Source organism: Bacillus mycoides, assembly GCF_000832605.1.
Taxonomy (GTDB): domain Bacteria; phylum Bacillota; class Bacilli; order Bacillales; family Bacillaceae_G; genus Bacillus_A; species Bacillus_A mycoides.
The window spans coordinates 25148-46158 of the sequence record NZ_CP009691.1; the positions used below are offsets into that span (position 1 = coordinate 25148).

Below are 21011 nucleotides of genomic sequence, written 5' to 3' on the forward strand. Positions count from 1 at the left end.
TAAACGCAAAATTTATCTGAATTTTCATAAAATACAGACTTGTATTTTATGAAGGTGAATTGAATAGAAAAAACATTCATTTAATAGGTGGATTGTTAAGTGTATTTATTTTTAAATACATAGATTTAAATTCTGAAAATTGATTTTTTGAATTAGTTTTTAATAGTATAGAATAATATTTACGCCCGTATATTTAGTTAAGCAAGTAGTGCCTTTAATAAATATTGTAAATCCGATTAAACGATAAAGATTATGAGAAAATATGAAATTATAACACAATCATTTTTTATACCTGCAAGTTTCTGAATAATCAGACTAATATTCTTTTACAGCAAATACAATCAGCATGTAAGGTTTTTCCTGAAAATTTGATGAATGGTGGGGATGAAATGAAACGCAGGATGTTAACAATATGGTTTGGAATTATAAGTTTAATCATTATATTGCTAGGGGTTTCTATTCCACAAGCAGCAGCCGAGATAATACATCAAGAAAAGTTTCAAATGAACTGGAATTATATTAAATTCAAAGATACTAAAGTAAAGATAAAGGCAGACTTACTAAGGATGTCATCAAAAGATATTGCGTATTGTTTATCACCTGATCTGAATTCACCTAACGGAGATGATCTCCCTGAAATTGGAAGAGATAATGATTTTGTATATCGTGTCTTACTTTATGGATATCCTCAAAAAACGCCGGCTGAATTAGGGGTTTCTACAAAAGAGGAGGCCTACTATGCAACTCAACTGGCTATCTGGATTGTATCTAAAAAAATTGAAATTGCCGATTCAAAGCCAGAAAACCAACAGGTATATAACCTTGTAAAACAATTGGTAGAAAAAGCTTCTAAAGGTACTGAAGTTCAGGAAACATATTTGAACGTAATACCTACTGGAAAACAAACTGTAGAGCAGAATGGGGAATATTTTGAAACAAATTTATATAGATCTCAATCAAATTCAGTATCTGGAGTATACTCAGTTCAAATGGAGGGTGCACCAGAAGGAGCTAAAATTATAAATGAACAAGGTGAAAAAAAGAATGAATTCTCTATGGAGGAAAAATTTAAAGTTATGATTCCCAAAAATGCAACAAGTGGAAATTTCAAGATAAGAGTAAATGCAAAATTGCAGAGCTTACAAGCAGTTACCTTTGATGGCCAACAAAGGATTCAAAATGCAACTGCTTTATTACCAAGAATGAGTGAAAAAAGCAGTACAGATATAGTAGTAAAATGGGAGTTTTTAGGGGCGTTAAAAATTATGAAGCTAGGAGAAAATAGAGAGGCTTTAAAAGGGGCAGTGTTTGAGGTTGTAAGTGAAAATGGGGATTTTAGACAAGAAATCACTACAACTGAGAATGGGAGTGCTACATTAAATAAACTTCCTCCTGGTACGTATATTGTAAAAGAAATTCAGGCTCCAGAGGGTTATGTACTTGATCCTACAATAAAAAAAATGGAAGTAAAAACTGGCGAGATAGCAGAAATAGAAATAAAGAATCAAAAAATAACAAGTGGCCTGGAAATTAAAAAAGTGGATGCTACATATGAAAGTGCTAAACAATCTTATGATATACAAAGTAAAGAGCACACAATGGAAAATGATCTTGCAAGTAAGGAAAAGCATCACCTGCCATCAACAGGAACGAAGTTTCCAACTGTCCCGTTTGTAGGACTAGGACTTGTTATTTTAGGAATCTATATATTAAAAATAGGAAAAAATCATAGTTAAAAACTATAAACAATAAGGATTTTGTTACCAATGCTTAAAGTTAAATATGCTAAGAAATGTTTTGTGAAAAATGTAGATTATAACAATCCCTATAAATGAAAACGCTTGCAATGGATGTGATTATGAAAAAACTATATGATATACCTAAACATTTTTTGGCATATAAGAAATAGTCCCCATTCTTCTCTATTTGCCTATTCTTACACTTATCATAATTTATTATGATATAGATATTGTTTTAAAGTGTTTTGCACAAAATGAACAATTGAGACTTTTAGAAACAAACACCTCTATGACCTTACTCATTTCTTAATTCACATAATTTTCAAATATTAAAACTCCACATGTTAATATTTGTTATATAATAAAATCAAGCCATATGTAAGATGGTTTCCCCGTTACGAGTAATGAGATAGTTTGATTCACCTTTTGTACATTATCTGAAAAAGAGCTTGTAGTGATTCCTACAAGTTCTTTTTGTTGCTCTTACAAATACGAAAATATCCTTTTTAGCAACCAGTCATTTTCCGTTGTGAATTTTATCCCTCCTAATAAAAATCATAATATCTTTTTAAAGAAAGTTTAGATTTAAACCCCATATAGTGATCCCTATGAATACATAAAAAAGGAAGAGAATTTTTAAAATTCTCTTCCTTTTTTATGTATTCATTAGCTGTTTAGTATATCGAAAAATGATGTAGAATTTACCTATTATATTATAAAAGTATTAAGCATGATTTTAAGATGAAATATTGCATATTAAAATGTATTGATATTAGTTAATACACTTAATATAATGAGAGTATAAGATTCACTACATCATAATATTAAAAAGGAGGAAATGATTATGGAAATCGCAATGGCAGTTTTAAAATTCATAGGTGGAGCAATTCCATTGGTTCAAGAACTTTTAAAAGCATTTATGTAAGTTTATTACTCCGCAATTATTTATAGGAATTATCAGATAAATGATCTGTATATCAAAGATAAATTGATGTACAAATCATTTGTCTGAAAAAACTTTAAACAAGAAATAGAATCCCAGAAATCATAAGGGATTCTTTTTCTGTGTGTGTAATTATGGCTGTACCCCATGCCCATCAACCTAACAGAACAGGTTGCCCCCAAAACGATAAAAATAAACTTCGTTTCTATAAAAAACACAGAATTTTCGTTAAAGGGGAACTTCAAAATGTTAACTTGATGGGTTGAGCCCCTTATTCCCCCTTATCGAGGGGGGATTAGTGTTCAATTATATATATTAATTATGAACAAAATTCACCTATTAGCACTTAAAATATAGGTGGATTATTGCTTAGAAATAAATTTGTAATTGCTGGTGATTTTTATCTCGTTTACTGTAAAAATCACTATAGAAAGAGAGAAAAGGGTTGTAATGGTAATAAAAATAGAAGAGATATACCAAGAGATATTGGACGGTAAAAGGAACAGATTTCCCAAAGGTACATGGAGTGATGATCAAGATAATAATCTAGCAAAACGTGTAATCAAGTATCTTATAGAAAAAGTTTTAAAGTGGGATAAAGAAACAATTCTTAAGAGTTGGAAATCCCAATTAATTATTAAATATAAATTAGGTGGTTTACTTAGCGTTAAATATCATGATAGCCCATATGTAATGATAAATGATGTTTATCCGAATTGTTTTAAAGAATGGGAATTTCAAATGACACCTAGGAACTATTGGACAAAGGAAAAGGCATTGAAAGCGTTAAAATGGACGATAGAAAAAAAAGAAAGGTTAACAGATAATAAACTATTGGAGGTTTATAACGTTCGGTGGTTATCTAATCATAATTTGAGTTCGCCTTGCCAAATTTTTTGGGGAGGTAGTCCTTACATAATGATAAATGAATTATATCCAGACCATTTTAAGGAATGGGAGTTTAAAAAAACTCCTAGTCGTTTATGGACAAGAAAAAAAGCGTTGGAAGCATTAAAATGGACGATAGAGGAAAGAAAACAAATGAATAATGAGGAGATAAGAAAAAAAATTAGTGTAATTTGGTTTTCAGAAATAGGCTTAAGGACCCCATTGGAGAGATATTGGAATGATAGTCCATTTAGTATGATAAATGAGTTATATCCTGGATGTTTTAAAGAGTGGGAATTCCAGAAAACACCTAAAAACTACTGGACAAAGAAAAAGGCACTGGGCGCATTAAAATGGACGATAGAGGAAAAAGAAAAGTTAACTAATGAAGAACTTACAAAGGTCTATAGTAGAAGATGGATGATTAATCAAAGGTTAATAACTCCATTAGAGAGATTTTGGAAAAATAGTCCATATGCCATGCTACACGAGTTGTATCCAGGGAAATTTAAAGAATGGGAATTAAATAGAGCCCCTCGTGGATTTTGGACAAAGGAGAAAGCATTGGAAGCATTGAAATGGACGATAGAGGAAAAAGAAAAATTAACTAATGAAGAACTAACAAGGGTATATAGTAGAAGGTGGATAATTAATCAAGGGTTAAGAACCCCATTAGATAGATTTTGGAATAGGAACCCACATACTATGTTAAGTGAACTATATCCTAATTAATTTATAAAAAATATGAAAGTTTAACATAAATGAAACTAAATCTTTCTTTTACGGGCTCTGTTGCAAAGTTTTTATATAAACAAAAAAATCCTAATTTAGTAGGTAGAGTTTATGCAACTTTGAATAGTTTCTTTAATTCATTGTACGTCGAAAAAACGAAGTTTGGTTGTTGCAAACTTCGTTTTTGTTTATATAGGGCATGAATAGTTTTGATGCTTTTCAAGGTACGTGAAGCATGGCGAAGACTTTGAAATCCTGCGGATTTGGAAAAACGTCGCTTGATATGTCTATGATCCTGTTCGATGAGATTATTCAAATGCTTGATTGTGCAATGAATGGTATGCTTATAAAAGTCTTGCTCTCCCAATTTATTGAACGCGCAAAGTAACGCGGGAGTCTTGTCTGTTGTGAGAACCGTTGCTTCTCCTAATGTTTTTACTAGTCTTTTCATAAAGGCATAAGCCGCTTGATGATCTCGTTTTTTGCGAAGCTGAATATCCAATGTGTGTCCATCTTTATCAATTGCTCGATAGAGATAACGCCATTCGCCTTTCACTTTGATATAGGTTTCATCCAGGTGCCAAGACAGCTGCACAGATTTGTTTTTCTTTTTCCAAATCTGATAAATGAGATTTCCATGTTCATGAACCCATCGCATGATGGTAGTGGGATGGACCGATTTACCACGTTCTTTCAAAATTTCAGATACATCTCGATAACTTAAAGAAAAACGATAGTAGTAGCCGACGGCTACCAAAATAACATCTTGTTTGAACTGTTTTCCTTTAAAATATCCCTTTTATCATTCTCCTCATTCTGTTTTGCAAAAGTTTATAAATAATAACATATATATATATGCCTATAGTAGTTACGAAAAGGTAACAAAAATGCTATTTTCAAAAAAATGCTTGATATATATTTTGAGTTTTTGTTATTATAAGCTTATTTATTCTATATTTTTGCAAATGTACTAGAGGGAGTGCCATCATGTATGGTATGGTTGAAATCGCAAAGGAGAACAATATAAGTCTCTATCATTCTCTTCGGTTTCTGATTGAAACGTTCCCATTACTAAGACAAAAGAAAAACCTATGTTGGGTTTTCTTTTGTCTTAGTAGTGGGAGGAGCCCTAGTGTTATGTTATAACACTGGAATATGTAGGAGAAACTATAGATTTTGGTTGATTATATGGAATGAAAAATTAAATCGTTATTCTTGGGATTCAGACTACCATTATTCTCACTACTATTCACACTATTATTCACACTATTATTCATATTAAAAGAGGTATAAGGAGGAAGGTATATCTAATAAGATGGAGAGATATACCAAGTTAGAAATGAACATTAAATTTAATAAAAAAGTAGTAGCATTCACGGCAGGATTAACGGTATTATCTTCACCATTGGTATCGTTTGCAGAGGAACAACAATCAGTAAACAATAAGCAACCTACAAGCGTTCAGGAACAAAGTAAAACAGACCAACTTCAAACATCAGATGAACAGGCTCTAAAAAGTATTGAAGCTAGTTTTGAAGAGGTAGACGGACGTGGTGGAGGTACTGTCGATAATAAGAAAGCAGACAGTCTTCAACGTTCAGAAGGTATTCATGAAGAAACAGGTACATTAACTGTTCCTAACAATTCAAACAGAACAAAACGTAGTCTGTCTTCCGCATCACCTAGCATCTCTAGTACAATAAACGGTGTTCCATTCACTGAATGGATTGTTCCAGCAGGTAACGATAATATTCGTCCTCAAAACTACATGAGTCCAAAGTACATTACAATTCATGAGACTGATAATACAAGTGTAGGAGCAGGTGCTAGGAACCACGCTCAATACCTATATAACCAAGCAGTAGGGAACACAGACCGAGCTGCATCATGGCACTTTACAGTGGACGATAAAGAGATTTATCAACACTTACCATTAAACGAAAACGGGTGGCACGCAGGAGACGGTGATGGCCCGGGTAATAGAGAGTCTATTGCAATTGAAATCGCGGTTAACAGCGATGGTAACTACAGTAAAGCGGTAGATAACGCTAAGAAACTTGTAGCTTATTTAATGAAAGAAACTGGTGTACCGTCAAATAACATCGTAAAACATCAAAGGTGGAGCGGTAAAAATTGTCCTGCTAAAATGATTAATAATGGACAATGGGATGCATTCGTAAATGGTGTTGGAGGGTATTATAATAATCTTTATCAACCAAAAGACGACATTACAGGAGGGTGGTATGAGCCGGCTATTCGAGAGCTAAATAGAAGGGGTATTATGGCAGGGGAAGGAAACGGTGTTTTCGCACCTAATAGAGCGGTAACAAGAGCCGAATTTGCTCAATTAATCTCTAAATCTCTAAACTTGCCCGCTGGAGATACTTCATTTAAAGACCTAAACGATGCAAACTCAACTTTACGAGATGGTATTAAACGCACTGCAAGTGCAGGTATCATTACAGGTAGAGGTGACGGTTATTTTGACCCAAACACACCTATTACAAGAGAAGAATCAGCAATTATTGTAAACAAGGCTTTACAGTATAAAGGTCTATGGGGGCCAGTTGCAAACTTACCATTCTCAGACAAAGACCAAATTATCTATAAGGAAGACGTACAAAGATTGTATGGGCTAGGTATTGTAAAAGGTAAGGGTGACAATCAATATGACCCTAAAGGAACAACAACTCGTGGTGAAACAGCATCATTCATTCTAAACATGCTTCAAGTAATTGAAACTGGTAGTGTTCAAAATACAATTGGAACAGCTCAAATCAATGGTATTGGGGTAAATGTTCGGAGTGGAGCAGGTACAAACTACTCGATTGTTAGAAAGGCAAGTAAAGGTGAAAAAGTTACAGTATATGAAGAAAAGAATGGTTGGCTAAGAATTGAAACGAATCAGTGGGTTTATAATGACCCTAGTTATATCAACTATAACAAACGATAAAAACTAAATAGTGAAAGGAACAAGTCATATTTGGATATATAACTTGTTCTCAGGCTGTGAAGAAGACTTTCTCCACAGCCTGTTTTTGTGTCTGCTCCCTCTTTACCTACCAATGCTGATAAATTAATTTTTTTGAAATTGTCACTTTCCTGTAACATAAGTGATTTATTTTATAATAAGAAACTGACATGGAAAGAGGGAGAAGTTATGAAAAAAATCATACCGATAGTCGCATTAATAGGCATGATGAGCTTAGGGATACAAGAAATGAATGTGAAAGCTGAGACATACAAAAGTGCAGGTTCCAAAATGGATTTTTGGAATTCTAAAAGAACAGGTACTAATTTTATGAATAGCACTTCATTACCTGAGAACTACAAAAGTGCAAAGGAAGCTCATATTGAATATGTTCGTTTAGCACCTGATAAATGGGCAAAAGATAAGGATTTCTTATTTGAAGACAAACCAGATACATCAGGAAAAGATTTTCTTATCGGTAATGCAGATAATTATCAAAGATTGGTGGAAGAGGATGTAGCAAAATTGAAAGCAGATTTAGATGCTGCACAATCACAAGGGATTAAAGTTGTACTTACAATGCTTTCATTACCTGGTGATCGTTGGCGTCAATTTAACAATAATCAGAATGATGATAGAATTTGGGAAGAAGAGAAATATCAAGAACAAGCAAGCCAATTTTGGAAAGACCTTGCGTTTGAATTGAAAGATCATCCTGCTGTGGTTGGTTACAATATTATCAATGAACCACATCCAGAAACATCTAAGAAAAATAGATATAATGATTTTTGGACGGAAGATTATGAGAAATGGTATTCAAAAGTGAAGGGAACCCCAGCTGATTTAAATGAATTTTATCAAAAAGTTGTTACTTCAATTCGTGAAGTAGATAAAGAAACACCTATTATTTTAGATTCAGGTCTATATGCCACACCTTGGGCTTTTAAATATCTTAAACCAGTTAAAGATAATAAGACATTGTATGCATTTCATATGTATGAGCCATATCAATTAACAAGTCAACGTGAAAATCAAAATAAAGAGTATCAATATCCTGGAATTGTAAAAGTAGGAGATTTAGAAACACCTATGATGTGGGATAAAGATGGATTAAATACATTCTTACAGCCTGTGCAAAATTGGTCTCAGGAAAATCATGTACCATCTAATCGAATCATTGCTGAGGAATTTGGAATTAATCGTACCGTTCCTGGAGCACCTCAATACATGCAAGACTTAATTTCTATATTCAATCAGAAAGGATGGCATAAATCATTCTATGCATTCCGTGAAGATACTTGGACAGGAATGAATTATGAATTAGGAACAGAAAAAATAAAATGGAATGAAGAGGGGCAACCAAAACGTCAAGATAATCCACTTTGGGATGTAATAAAAAATGATTTGCAAATCGATGCAGGAGTAAATAGAACTACATTTAAGGATGTCCCACAAGAACACTGGGCATTTCATGCAATTCATGATTTAGCGAATAAAGGAATTATTGCAGGTTATGGAAATGGGATATTTGGTATGGGTGATAATGTAACACGTGAACAAGTAGCTGCATTAATTTACCGTACTTTGCATATAGAAAAACAAGATAAATATGAAAATCCATACAGAGATATCGATGGAAATTCAACAATGTTTCCTGAGGAAATATTAGCTTTAACTAAGCTAGGAATTTTCCAAGGAGATGATCAAGGAAACTTTAGACCGAAAGCTACATTAACACGTGCAGAAATGGCACAAGTTATTAAGAAAGCGTTTAGATTAGATGTAAAGGCGCCACATAATTTCAACGATGTTCCAGCAAATACATGGGCAAAAGATGCGATTAGTGCCGTGCAATCAAACCATATTGCAGTAGGAGTTGGAGAAGGGGAATTTGCTCCGGATATGAACGTAACACGTGAACAGTATGCACAGTTTTTATATAATGTAATTTCAAATGCGCAATCCCATCAATAAAAAGAAAATGAAGTTGAGTGGTTTATTATATCATCATTATAAGGGCGTATTACTGCTCGTAAAAATTTAATTGGTAATACCCCATATCAACTTAAAAACTTTATAACGCCCCCTAAACAAAAATTTTGTGTTTTTATAGCACCGAAGTTCATTTTTATCGTTTTGGGGGCAATTTGTTTTGCTAGGTTGATAGGCATGTGACGTTACCTTTTTATAAGCTTAATTTTTTAGAAAATGATACGAGGTAAATATGATGAAAAATAAAAAAAGAACAGCTACAGTTGCATTAACAACAGGATTAGCTTTAACAGCTGTAATACCATATGGAGTAGGTCATGCAGAGGAAACAGATCAATTACAAGTTCAAATTCAGGAGGATTCGTTCCGTACAGGTGAACTTACACAACCATCACAAAAGGCACCAGAGAATGTAGTAAAAGATGCCCTTAAGGAAAAGACAGAGCAAGCTTTGTCTCCAAAACAAGTGAATGGAGAAATGGGAGTAGATTATAAGGTTCTTCAAAAACGCGGTTCGTATGATGGGACTACACTTGTGCGTATGCAACAAACATATGAAGGAAAAGAAGTATATGGGTATCAATTGACTGCACACGTAGATAAAAAGGGTGTTATTAAAAGTGTTTCAGGGGATAGTGCGCAAAATTTAAAACAAGAAGATTTAAAGAAGCCTATTAATCTATCACAAGAAAAAGCGAAACAATATATTTTTACGAAGTACGGGAATGATATCAAGTTTATTTCTGAGCCAGAAGTAAAGAAAGTTATTTTTGTTGATGAAAATAATGGACAAGCCAGTAATGCATACCAGGTTACATTTGCTGCAGTAACACCAAAATATGTATCTGGAACTTATTTAGTGAATGCTCATAATGGTGAAATGTTAAAAAATATGGTACAAGATTCAGATTTAAAAGCAAGTGAGAAGCTTGTTGATGCCTTAGAGGAAAGTAGAAAAAGCAATCTTGCATCATTAACTGGAACAGGAAACGATGCTTTCGGTATATCTCGTACATTTGGTATTTCTAAACAAAGTAATGGTGAATATGCACTTGCTGATTATTCAAGGGGGCAAGGAATTGAAACATATGATGTGAATTACAGAGATATTACTAAAGAGGAAAGCTATTATCCTGGCACACTAGCAACTAGCACTTCAACAACATTTAATGATCCAAAAGCGGTAAGTGCCCATTACTTAGCGACGAAAGTATTTGATTTTTATAAAGATAAATACAAGCGTAATAGTTTTGATAATAAGGGACAAAAAGTAGTTTCAGTTGTACACGCTTGGGATTCTGAGGATACGAACGATCCAAAAAATTGGAAAAATGCATTAAGTGCTAATATTAATAATAGTAGTATGCTCGTATATGGAGATCCTATGGTGAAGGCATTTGACGTAGCGGGACATGAATTTACACATGCGGTTACATCTAGCGAATCCAATCTTGAATATTCCGGAGAATCTGGTGCGATTAACGAGGCGTTATCGGATATTATGGGGACGGCTATTGAGAAATATATAAACAATGGGAATTTTAACTGGACAATAGGAGAACAAACTGGATTAGTTTTACGTGATATGAAAAATCCATCTTCAATCAATTATTCAAATGGAGTACCATATCCAGATGATTATAGTAAATATACTAATTTAAATGGAGAGGATGATGGAGGCGTTCATTTCAACTCAAGTATTATTAATAAAGTTGCATATTTAATTGCAAAAGGTGGCACTCATAACGGTGTAACTGTAAAAGGTATTGGCGAGGATAAAATGTTTGATATTTTTTATTATGCAAACACTGATGAACTAAACATGACTTCTGATTTCTTTGAATTGAGATCAGCATGCCTTCGAGTTGCAACAAATAAATATGGCGCGAACTCGGCTGAAGCTCAAGCAGTCCAAAAAGCTTTTGATGCAGCAAAAATTAAGGTAACAGTGGAAGAAAAAGAAAAAGCTGTGGAAAAACAAGCGCCGGAGTTAACTGTACCGTTTACAACTACACTACATGTAGGTGATACGTTCGACCCGATGAGAGGCGTAAAAGCTGTTGATAAAGAAGATGGTGATTTAACAAATAGAGTAAAACATAAAGGCGATGTAGATACTTCTAAACCAGGTAACTACATTGTGGAGTACTCGGTTGTCGATTCCCAAGGGGTTAATGCAACGGCTACACAGACTGTAATTGTAGAGGAAAATGGAGAAACTCCAGATATGGAACCTAAATTAACAGTGCCTGTTGGAGCAACAATTAATGTAGGAGATTCATTCGACCCAATGGCAAGAGTATCAGCTACTAATAAAGAAGACGGTGACCTTACTTCTAAAGTAACAGTTGATGGTAAGGTAGATACATCTAAGGCCGGTACTTACGTATTAACTTACACAGTTACAGACACTAAAGGTCATGAAGTAACTGCGAAACAAATAGTAACGGTTAAAGCTGGAGAAGAAGTTAAAGATGAAAAACCAGTACTAAAAGTACCTGCTGAAACAACAATTATTGAGGGTAATCAATTCGCCTCAATGGCAGGAGTATCAGCTACTGATAAAGAAGGTGGTGACCTTACTTCTAAAGTAACGCATGAAGGAACTGTAGATACATCTAAAGCCGGTACTTATGAAGTAATATATAGTGTCAAAGATTCCGCAGGTAATAAGGTAACTACAATACAAAAAGTAGTTGTGAAAGATAAGGACAATGGTAACGGTTCTAATAACAGAAATAATGGTTCAGACAACGATAACGGTTCTGATAATGTCAGTACTGGTACTAACAACAGCAATGCCTCTGATACTGGTAACAGTAATATCTCAAACAATAGTACTACTGATAAAAAAGAAGATACATATAAAGAGCTTCCAAAAACGGGTGCAAGTACAAATAACAGTGCAGCAATGGGTGTATTGATGGTTCTTGCAGGTATGGTTCTTTCTTTTGGTCGTAAATTTAGAAAGGTATTAAAATAATAGTAACTTATTGCATTAAAAAGCACCTTCAAATATTGAAGGTGCTTTTTATGGTTCTGGTGCAAAAATATTAACTTGATGGGCATGAGGTCACCTTATCAAAAAAAGAAAATTGTACGTTTGGACACATTTTAACCGGTTCCCTGTACTTTAAGGAACTGGTTATTTATTTTACCGATTTTTTATAGACTTTTTATCTCGTAATGGTCTTAAATTATTGAAATTTGTTTTTTGGTTTTAGTTCCAAACATAATCACCTGTTTACGTAATATGTTCCCATCCAAGTGGAGATATATGTTGTACATATTCTTCGGGAATATCCACTCCTTTTGCATGCAAAGCATCAACCGCTGTGATATATATATACTATATTCCATAATATAATAGCTAAAATCAGAAGTTGTAAACCACTTGCTCTATGTAATTGATCCTCATAAGAAGAATCAAGAATTTCTCCTAATTAATTAAAAATGCATCTCAAGCAACATTATATTTTGCTGCTCCTTTATTTAAGCAATATGTACATGTCTTCCATTTTCAACACGCTGTAACCATTTTAACACTTGTTAATACTTATTTTCTGAATATATATTTTGATCTCCTCACATTAATATTTAATACTTTCCTTATTACAAATTAAAATCAATGAAAGACTTTTGTAACACTTATGTAAGAAATTCGAAAGGTATCTAAGCTAAGATGAACTTCAGAACATTAATTTTAGATGATTCAAAAGTGATTAATTTCACCAAGATAGGAGAACGGAATGAAAAAGAAATTTAAAACAAATGGAATTGGAAAGAAGATAATTCCTGCTACAGCGGCATTAGGAATTCTTTTTTCTATGGCACCGATTGCAGAAAATAAGGCTAGCGCAGGGATAGGTGCGGTATTAGATATAACTATTACTGTATTAGGTGCTGTAGCAAACACTTATGAAGCACTTGGAATAAGCCCAGGGGATCGAGACCCCGGCACTCACATTGATGTATATGCAGAAAACGAAACTTACCAGGCTCCTAGTTTTACATCTGGGGAATTTAATATTTCCATGTATCATACACAAGGTGATGTGAATTTTCTTAAACCAGTTAAAGTACGCTATCCAAATGGAAAAATTGAAATTCATCAACTAAGATCTGGGCAGCAGCTTAAAATTACTGAAGCAGGTGCAATTATAGATTTAAACCCTAATGCAGCAAATGTCTCAGAACACGATCTTCTTTACATTACACAAGCACAATTAGACGAAGGAAAGACTGGAGTTGTGATAAACCAAGGCCAACATGCATTTGTAGAAAAAGCATCTGGTAAAAACCCAAGATTTCTTGGTCCACTTTACAAAAAATATTCCGGCGACTCCTTTGGTGATTGGACGGTGATTGCTAGAAATTCAGATTACCTATTTGATCAGATAGCAAATAAATTATCAGATGAGCAAAAACGATTGATAACATTGACTTCAAAGCCAGTAGATAAAGATGTCCTTGACAACTATGTTAATAATGATCCTAAAGCTCGTGCAGATTTTTATGATCGATTATCAGATATATTGGCGGAGCGTACTAACGTCCTAGAGACATCTATGACACTGCCATTCATTACACTAAATGACGGTAAACCTTATCAAATTATCCCTTATAAAAAAGGAACGAATAAAGTAATCGTAAAAACAGGTTCAAAATATCTTTCAGGAAAAGAAGGAAACGGACTTCAATATTCCGATTCGCTTAGCGATGATGAAGTGTTTGAACTTGTTCAGATAGGAAATTCTAACGATGGTAAATTTCAGTTCCGTTTGAATAACAAAAATGGGGTAAGTTTGGCTGGTAATCAATATATTTCTCAATTTGGTACTGATTGGAGTTTCAAATCTGAAATTCGTTTCTCTGATAAAAGCAACAATGAAATTAACAATTGGTTAATAGAGTGGTATCCGGGTAAAGAAAACGAGAGACAGAAGTATGATGAAGTACAGGCTGTAGCTGATGAAAAAGATTCTACTAAATGGATTGCAAAAGATTCCTCTGGAAACGTGATAAAGAACAGTTGGATAAACCGAGGTAATGGGTATTCCTTTACAGATGCTGAAGGAGTCATTATGACAGGCTGGCAAGAAATTAAGGGGAAGACTTATTATTTCTCATCGCCTTATGGCTACATGGTTACTGGAAATGGAAGTGATTCACTGATTGAGGATAAATACTACCACTTTAATGATGACGGTGTTTTACAACGATCAACCTGGAAAGGAGATGACTATGCCGATGCTTCTGGAGCATTCGTTAAAGAAGGTCTAAAAGAAGTGGATGGTAAAATTTATTACTTTCAAAATTACAATGTAACTAAAAATGAACTACGTATGGAAGATCGAGAGGTTATCCTTCACTTTTCCGACAAAGGTGTGCTTGAGAGAGTCTCTGATCTAAATGGAAAAGTTATAGACAGCGTTGTTAATGTTGGGTTGGACAACAAAACATTATCATTTAAGCATGACGGTTCGCTTTATAAAACAGGGCTCAACAAAAGTGAGAACCTACTAGAATATTATAGTTTAGAAGATGGAGTTTTCTATACCGGTTGGAAAATGATAGACGGTAAAAGATATTATTTCACAAATGGTCGCAATTATACGTTCAATAATTATGAAAACATTGACGGAAAAAAATATTATTTTCATGAAGACGGATCAGTTAACCGAGCAGGATTTGAAAAAATCGACGGTAAGCTATACCATTTTGACAATAACGGCGTAGCACAAACGGGCTGGCAAACTATCGATAATAAATATTATTACTTCGATGAAAATGGGGCAGCTAAAACAGGATGGTTCCAAGTTGGTGGTGGATATAGACCTATACCTCTTGCATACGGATACCTTTGGTATTGTGCTAGAGAAGATGGTTCACTTTATTCAGACGGTTGGTTTAAAATCGACGGTAAAGATTATCACTTTGACCAGTGGGGACATAAGATGTAAGGCTCTGATGCAAAAACTTCAAGATAATTGCAAGTAATCTCTAAATCTTGGACATACTGATACTATTACTCTAAAAAAGGTGAGTGATCAGTATGGAAAGCGAAATTTATTCAAGTGGAAGCATTATCATCATGATAATATTTTGCAAACAGTAAGATGGTACCTACGGTACAACTTGAGCTTTCGTGATTTGGTGGAAATGATGGCGGAACGGGGCTTATCTGTTGCCCATACAACGATTATGCGTTGGGTTCATCAGTATGGTCCTGAATTAGACAAAAGAATCCGTCGTCATCTCAAGCAAACCAATGATTCTTGGAGAGTCGATGAAACATATATCAAAGTAAAGAGTCAATGGATGTACCTGTATCGTGCTGTCGATTCGAAAGAAAATACCATCGGTTTTTACCTAAGCACAGCAAGAAACCACAAGGCTGCAAAGCAATTCTTCAAGAAAGCTTTGCAGTCTTTTCATATTTCTGAGCCGCGTGTCGTGACAGTCGATAAGAATCCAGCTTATCCTATAGCAGTTGAAGAATTGAGAAAAGAAAAAAAGATGCCATTAGGCATCCAACTAAGGCAAGTGAAATATCTCAATAACATAGTGGAACAAGATCATCGTTTTGTTAAAAAGCGAGTTCGTTCGATGTTAGGATTGAAATCTTTTCGTACAGATACATCCATTATTTCTGGAATAGAAGCTAAGCGTATGGTAAAAGAAGGTAATTCGTTTTACTGGACAAGTCTGTCCAAAATCAAGTGAAGTTCATCCATCAACTATTTGGAATTGCTGCTTAAGATTAGATTCCACTAGGAAACTTTTCGCCTCTTTATATCTTTCCTAAGTATTTGCACCAGAACCCTTTTGTTTCAGTTCCGGCAATTATATCATTTAAAGAATAAGATATATATGCTATTAGTTTATATGTTAACAGGAGTGAATACCTTATAAAATATGAATGTATGTTCCTTGTTGTTGTGTCTTTATTTATATAACCTAATGTTAAATCTCATAAAAATCTTTTAATCTAACTATATGCAATAATACATATTGGTTATGAGTATTTTTCGTGTTATATTATTTAATTACTATATGTTTTAGTAATATATAATTTTGAAAGGGGAAAGATTATGTTACAAAATACAGTTCGTACTCCAAATAAGAAAAAAAAATGGATTATTGTTGGGGTTATTGTACTAATTGTTATCGTTGCGGCGGTAAATATTTTTGTTATGCAAGGTAAGAAGAAAGATACAACGAAGGCGGATGCTGTAAGTTTTGAGAAAGTGACAGAGCGTAAGCTAAATAATACGAAGTTAATTTCGGGTCAGGTGAAGCCGGGGAATATTGAAAGCTTCTATGCGGATCCAACTAAAGGAAAAGTGAAAGATATTGCAGTGAAAGAAGGACAAGAGGTAGAAAAGGGAACGAAATTATTCTCTTATGATAATGAAGAAATTAATTTACAGGTGAAACAAGCTGAGCTTGATCAGAAGATGGCTGATATGCGTTACGATCAAGGGAAAAAGAAGATTGATTCATTGAAGAAAGAAATTAGGAAGGCAAAAGATAGTGGGGCTGCGAAAGAAGTAACAGACCCAATGGAAGAGAAGGTAAGTGATTTAGAAATGGCACAAAAAACAACTGATCTTGAAAAAGAAAAAGGAGAGTTACAAAAAGAAGAGTTAAGTAAAAAACAGAAAGAACTTACGATTTATAGTAATTTTACAGGTGTTGTACAAAAGTTAGATAAAGATGCAGCACAAAGTTCATCTCAAGCTTTAGGTGGCCAAGGGAAAGCATTCTTACAAGTTGCTTCTAAAGATCCGTTCCAAGTTCAAGGGACTTTAACAGAGCTTCAAAAGTCACAAATTCAAAAAGATCAAACGTTTACTGTAACTGCGAAAGCAAATAATAAGAAGAAGTGGACAGGTAAGATTACGGAAGTAAGTGAATTCCCAACGAGTGCTGAGATGGCTCAAGCAGCTGGTGAAGGAACTCAAAATATGTCTCAATATACATATAAGGCAAGTCTTGATAGCCAAGATGGTTTATCTCCAGGTTATCACGTTTCTTTACAAGTAAATTTAGAGAATAAGACGATGATTGCTGTTCCAAGTAAGAGCATTGTAGAAAAAGGCGATGATGCATTTGTTTATATTGAGGAGAAAGGGAAGCTTCATAAACAAAATGTGAAAAAAGGCGCTACTGATGGAGACTGGACAGAGATTGTTGAAGGCGCAGCAGTGGGGCAAAAGGTGGTTAAAAATCCTTCCGACAACGTGTATGACGGAATGGAAGTGAAAGAGAAATGATTACGTTAAATAATATTGCTAAAACGTATTATCAAGGAAAATTGGCAGTACCGATTTTACATGGTATTAGTTTAACGATTCAGAGTGGTGAGTTTGTTTCAATTATGGGACCGTCTGGTTCCGGTAAATCAACGCTTATGAATATTATCGGCTGTTTAGATCGCCCAACAGAAGGAAAATATATGCTGAATGATGTGAATATCTTAACAGCAGATGAGTCAAAATTAGCTTTAATTCGTAATGAATATATCGGCTTTGTGTTCCAGCATTTTAATTTACTGCCACGTCTTTCAGCGGTGGAAAATGTTGAACTTCCTCTTGTATATGGTGGGGTGAAGAAAGCTGAGCGCCGTAAGCGTGCTTTGGAAGCACTGGTCAAAGTAGGGTTAGCAGATAGAGTGCATCATTTACCAAATGAGTTATCAGGTGGACAGAAACAGCGTGTAGCAATTGCGAGAGCGATTGCGAATAATCCAACGTTCATTATGGCCGATGAGCCGACAGGGGCGCTTGATACGAAGTCTGGTGAACAAGTTATGGATATTTTCACGAAGCTTAATGCAGAAGGTACGACGATTGTTATGGTTACGCATGAAGAAGAGGTAGCAGCTTATTCATCTCGCCGCATTGTACTGCGAGATGGGAAAATTACTGAAGATAGAAGGTGTGCAGTATGAGTTTACTAGATAGTATGAAAATTGCCCTATCTTCAATTTTAGCTCATAAACTGCGTTCAGCTTTGACGATGCTCGGTATTATTATCGGTGTAGGTTCTATTATTACTGTCGTTGCGATTGGGCAGGGCGGGGAAGTGATGCTGAAGTCGAAAATCGCTGGTTCTGGTAATAACCTTATGCCAATTCAGTTTAAGCCGGATATTAATGATGAGTTTGCTATAGGTGGGCATGAAGTACCAAAATTAACGGAAGAAGATATTCTTGAGGTGAAACAGGTAAAAGATGTTGCCCATGTTATTACGACGAATAGTACGATGGAAACACTTGATATAAACGATAAAAAAGCAATGATTAATGTTATTGGACTGGATAGTGAGTATTTTCAAGTAAATAAAGTGAAAATGCTCAAAGGGCGTTCATTGAATGAATCAGATATTTCACAAGGTAATAACGTCGTTATGATTAGTACGAAGGCAGAAGAGACGCTATTTAAAGATGAAAATCCAGTAGGGAAAATTATTGAAATGAAAGGACAGCCGGTGCAAATTATCGGTGTCTATAAATCAGATAATGAATTTATGGGATTTGAAACTGAAGAAGTACTGATTCCTCTCACCTTATGGCCTGTTTTATACGGAACAGATGAAATTCAAAGTATCGCAATTCAGGCTAAAAATGTAGACAATTTAGAATCAGCAGGAAAAAAAGCTGTTGAAGTATTAAATAGTCGTAAGCCGAGTGAAATTCCAGGTAAATATGAATTAGTAAACTTAAAAGAGTTCCAAGAAGGAGTTTCTAAAGTCACTAATATCATGACAATGATCATCGGTGGTATCGCTGGCATTTCATTAGTCGTTGGTGGTATTGGCGTTATGAACATTATGCTCGTATCTGTAACGGAGCGTACGCGCGAAATTGGGATACGTAAAGCGCTTGGAGCAACGCGTAGTAAAATTTTATTACAGTTTTTAATTGAAGCCGTTATGTTAACGCTTCTAGGTGGTTTGATCGGAATTGGTCTTGGATATGGCGGGGCATATATTGTTTCCACATTTGCGAAATGGCCACCACTTGTTTCATGGGAAGTTGTTGTCGGAGGCGTATTATTCTCAATGACACTTGGTATTATTTTCGGATTAATTCCAGCGAATAAAGCTGCAAAATTAGATCCAATTGAAGCACTCCGCTACGAATAGTTTACTAGTGTAGTAAAGATAAATATCTCTATTACACATACATATTGTTTGAGTTAATTGTTTTTACCATCCTTTAAAAGGAATATGTGAATAGAAGGAGGCGTTATAATGAAAGCGAATATTAATACACAAGATGTAGGTGCGAAAAAGCCATCATTATTTGGAATGATTAAATCTCCTGGAGTACAATTTGAAAGAATGAAAGCAAACGAGAAAGTTTGGGGTATGTTCCTCTTAGTAGCATTGTTACAAGGGCTTCTAGGTGGTTTAAATGCGTATGTTATGTATACCTCACCTGAGATGCTTAAAATGAAAAAAGAATTAGGTGAAATGGCTGGACAAAGTTCACTTACATCAGAAGTTATTTCTGGAATTGGAACAAGCTTTGCTAGTGCGATGGTTGGAACACTATTCATAGCAGCTATTTATAAAATGTTTATGATGTTCTTTGGTAATGATACGCCTTATAAAACCTTATTGAATATTGTAGCTTATACAAACATTGTCCTTATTATTGGTGGACTTATTAATTCAATTTTAAGTATAATCTTTAGTAGTGGAATGAGCCAATATACGAGTTTAGGGTTATTATTTACGAAAGGTACATTTGCATATGGAATTGGTAATACAATTGAAATATTCTATGTATGGAATTTAATCTTAATTTGGCTCGGATTACACATTACAACTGGATTAAGCAAAGTGAAAGCATCGATTCCAATTATTATTCTATTCATTATGAAAGCGGTATTCTTTGCGACAATTATTGTATTAATAGCAAAGTTTTTACCAGGTATGCTATTGTAAATAAATTAAGTTCCTTATAAATAAGTTCAGTAAAATATTTGCAACATTAGTAACCAGTTCCTTAACCTAAAAGGTACTGGTTATTTTTTGTCCAAAATATGTTCAAACGTACAATTTTCTTATTTTGATATGGTGCTCCCATGCCCATCAACTTAAGAAATTTTAATACCCCCAAGTACCAAAAAACGTTATTCTTTCTAAACAAGCTAGATTAGAAAGGATGACGTTTTTTATGAATCTTTCAATTCAAAGTAAACTACAATTATTTACTGAAGAATTACATAAACATTTTACTCCTTCATTTTTAGAAAATCTTGTTAGAACAACGTATTATAGCTAGACATATTCACTGATGGTTTGATGCATAAGTGAATCCCCAACAACAAATACATTTACACATATCAAAAGTTATTTATGTCATAAAGTAAAAAAAGGAAACGATTATTGGGTTCAAGAGGCATCCTGAGAGTAAATACTATAATTTGAGTTTGATAAGTGTATTTTAGAAATTTCAAAGCCTTTCAAATTAATGAAAGACTTTTGTAACATTTATGAAAGTGATTTGAAAGATATTTATAATAAGATAAATATATCGAAAGGGATTTTATTCCACAGCAAAAGTATAAGCAATGTACAGTATAATTTCATTTTTGTAATCTTATAGAAATAATGAAAGAAGAGGAGAAATAGCATGAATCGTATAAAAAATAAGGTTCTGGTGCAAAAATCTAAAGACTCTTGCAAGTAATCTCCTAATCTTGGACATACTGATAGTATGACTCTAAAA

Annotated in this window: 11 protein-coding genes and 3 pseudogenes; 12 read left to right on the forward strand and 2 right to left on the reverse strand. The window is 34.2% G+C overall.

What is annotated here, in order from left to right; genetic code table 11:
* Positions 1-389 precede the first annotated feature (389 nt).
* From BG05_RS00260 to BG05_RS00270, 3 genes and pseudogenes are all read left to right on the forward strand, one after another.
* Positions 390-1736, forward strand: coding sequence for a SpaA isopeptide-forming pilin-related protein (locus BG05_RS00260; protein ID WP_033734508.1), 1347 nt, complete (start codon positions 390-392; stop codon positions 1734-1736).
* 744 nt (positions 1737-2480) lie between these two features.
* Positions 2481-2664 (forward strand): annotated as a pseudogene (locus tag BG05_RS32090) (hypothetical protein).
* Positions 2665-3132: 468 nt separating this feature from the next.
* Entirely contained in the window at positions 3133-4302 is a 1170-nt protein-coding gene (locus tag BG05_RS00270; protein WP_002094912.1) for a DUF4046 domain-containing protein, read from the forward strand.
* A 109-nt stretch (positions 4303-4411) separates the two neighbouring features.
* Here the strand turns inward: BG05_RS00270 and BG05_RS00275 are convergent, their stop codons facing one another.
* Entirely contained in the window at positions 4412-5062 is a 651-nt protein-coding gene (locus tag BG05_RS00275; protein ID WP_078214605.1) for an IS6 family transposase, read from the reverse strand.
* Positions 5063-5641: 579 nt separating this feature from the next.
* Here BG05_RS00275 and BG05_RS00280 point away from each other — a divergent pair.
* The 3 genes from BG05_RS00280 to BG05_RS00290 all read left to right on the forward strand — a co-directional run bounded on the left by BG05_RS00280 (position 5642) and on the right by BG05_RS00290 (position 12248).
* Positions 5642-7255, forward strand: coding sequence for an S-layer homology domain-containing protein (locus tag BG05_RS00280; RefSeq protein WP_033732430.1), 1614 nt, complete (start codon positions 5642-5644; stop codon positions 7253-7255).
* Positions 7256-7462: 207 nt separating this feature from the next.
* Entirely contained in the window at positions 7463-9247 is a 1785-nt protein-coding gene (locus BG05_RS00285) for an S-layer homology domain-containing protein (RefSeq protein ID WP_002187074.1), read from the forward strand.
* 253 nt (positions 9248-9500) lie between these two features.
* On the forward strand, positions 9501-12248 hold the full coding sequence (locus tag BG05_RS00290; protein ID WP_033734559.1) for a M4 family metallopeptidase: 2748 nt from the start codon (positions 9501-9503) through the stop codon (positions 12246-12248).
* Between the two features lie 237 nt (positions 12249-12485).
* Here BG05_RS00290 and BG05_RS31335 read toward each other — a convergent pair.
* Positions 12486-12808: pseudogene (locus BG05_RS31335) on the reverse strand (Tn3 family transposase); the annotation flags it as partial.
* 206 nt (positions 12809-13014) lie between these two features.
* Here BG05_RS31335 and BG05_RS00295 point away from each other — a divergent pair.
* From BG05_RS00295 to yknW, 6 genes and pseudogenes are all read left to right on the forward strand, one after another.
* Positions 13015-15228 (forward strand): N-acetylmuramoyl-L-alanine amidase family protein, encoded by a 2214-nt coding sequence (locus tag BG05_RS00295; protein ID WP_003193599.1) that lies wholly within the window; start codon positions 13015-13017, stop codon positions 15226-15228.
* Between the two features lie 79 nt (positions 15229-15307).
* Positions 15308-16026: pseudogene (locus BG05_RS00300) on the forward strand (IS6 family transposase).
* A gap of 333 nt (positions 16027-16359) precedes the next feature.
* Positions 16360-17544: an efflux RND transporter periplasmic adaptor subunit gene (locus BG05_RS00305; protein ID WP_002187084.1), complete on the forward strand. Its 1185-nt coding sequence runs from the start codon at positions 16360-16362 to the stop codon at positions 17542-17544.
* Positions 17541-18221 (forward strand): ABC transporter ATP-binding protein, encoded by a 681-nt coding sequence (locus BG05_RS00310; RefSeq protein WP_002187085.1) that lies wholly within the window; start codon positions 17541-17543, stop codon positions 18219-18221. The genes BG05_RS00305 and BG05_RS00310 overlap by 4 nt, the downstream gene beginning before the upstream one ends.
* Complete coding sequence (locus BG05_RS00315; protein ID WP_002187086.1) at positions 18218-19417, forward strand: ABC transporter permease; 1200 nt, start codon at positions 18218-18220, stop codon at positions 19415-19417. The genes BG05_RS00310 and BG05_RS00315 overlap by 4 nt, the downstream gene beginning before the upstream one ends.
* A gap of 108 nt (positions 19418-19525) precedes the next feature.
* The gene (gene yknW, locus BG05_RS00320) at positions 19526-20224 is read left to right on the forward strand and encodes a YknW family membrane protein (RefSeq protein ID WP_003193589.1); all 699 of its coding nucleotides are present in this window, start codon (positions 19526-19528) and stop codon (positions 20222-20224) included.
* The last annotated feature ends 787 nt before the right edge of the window (positions 20225-21011 follow it).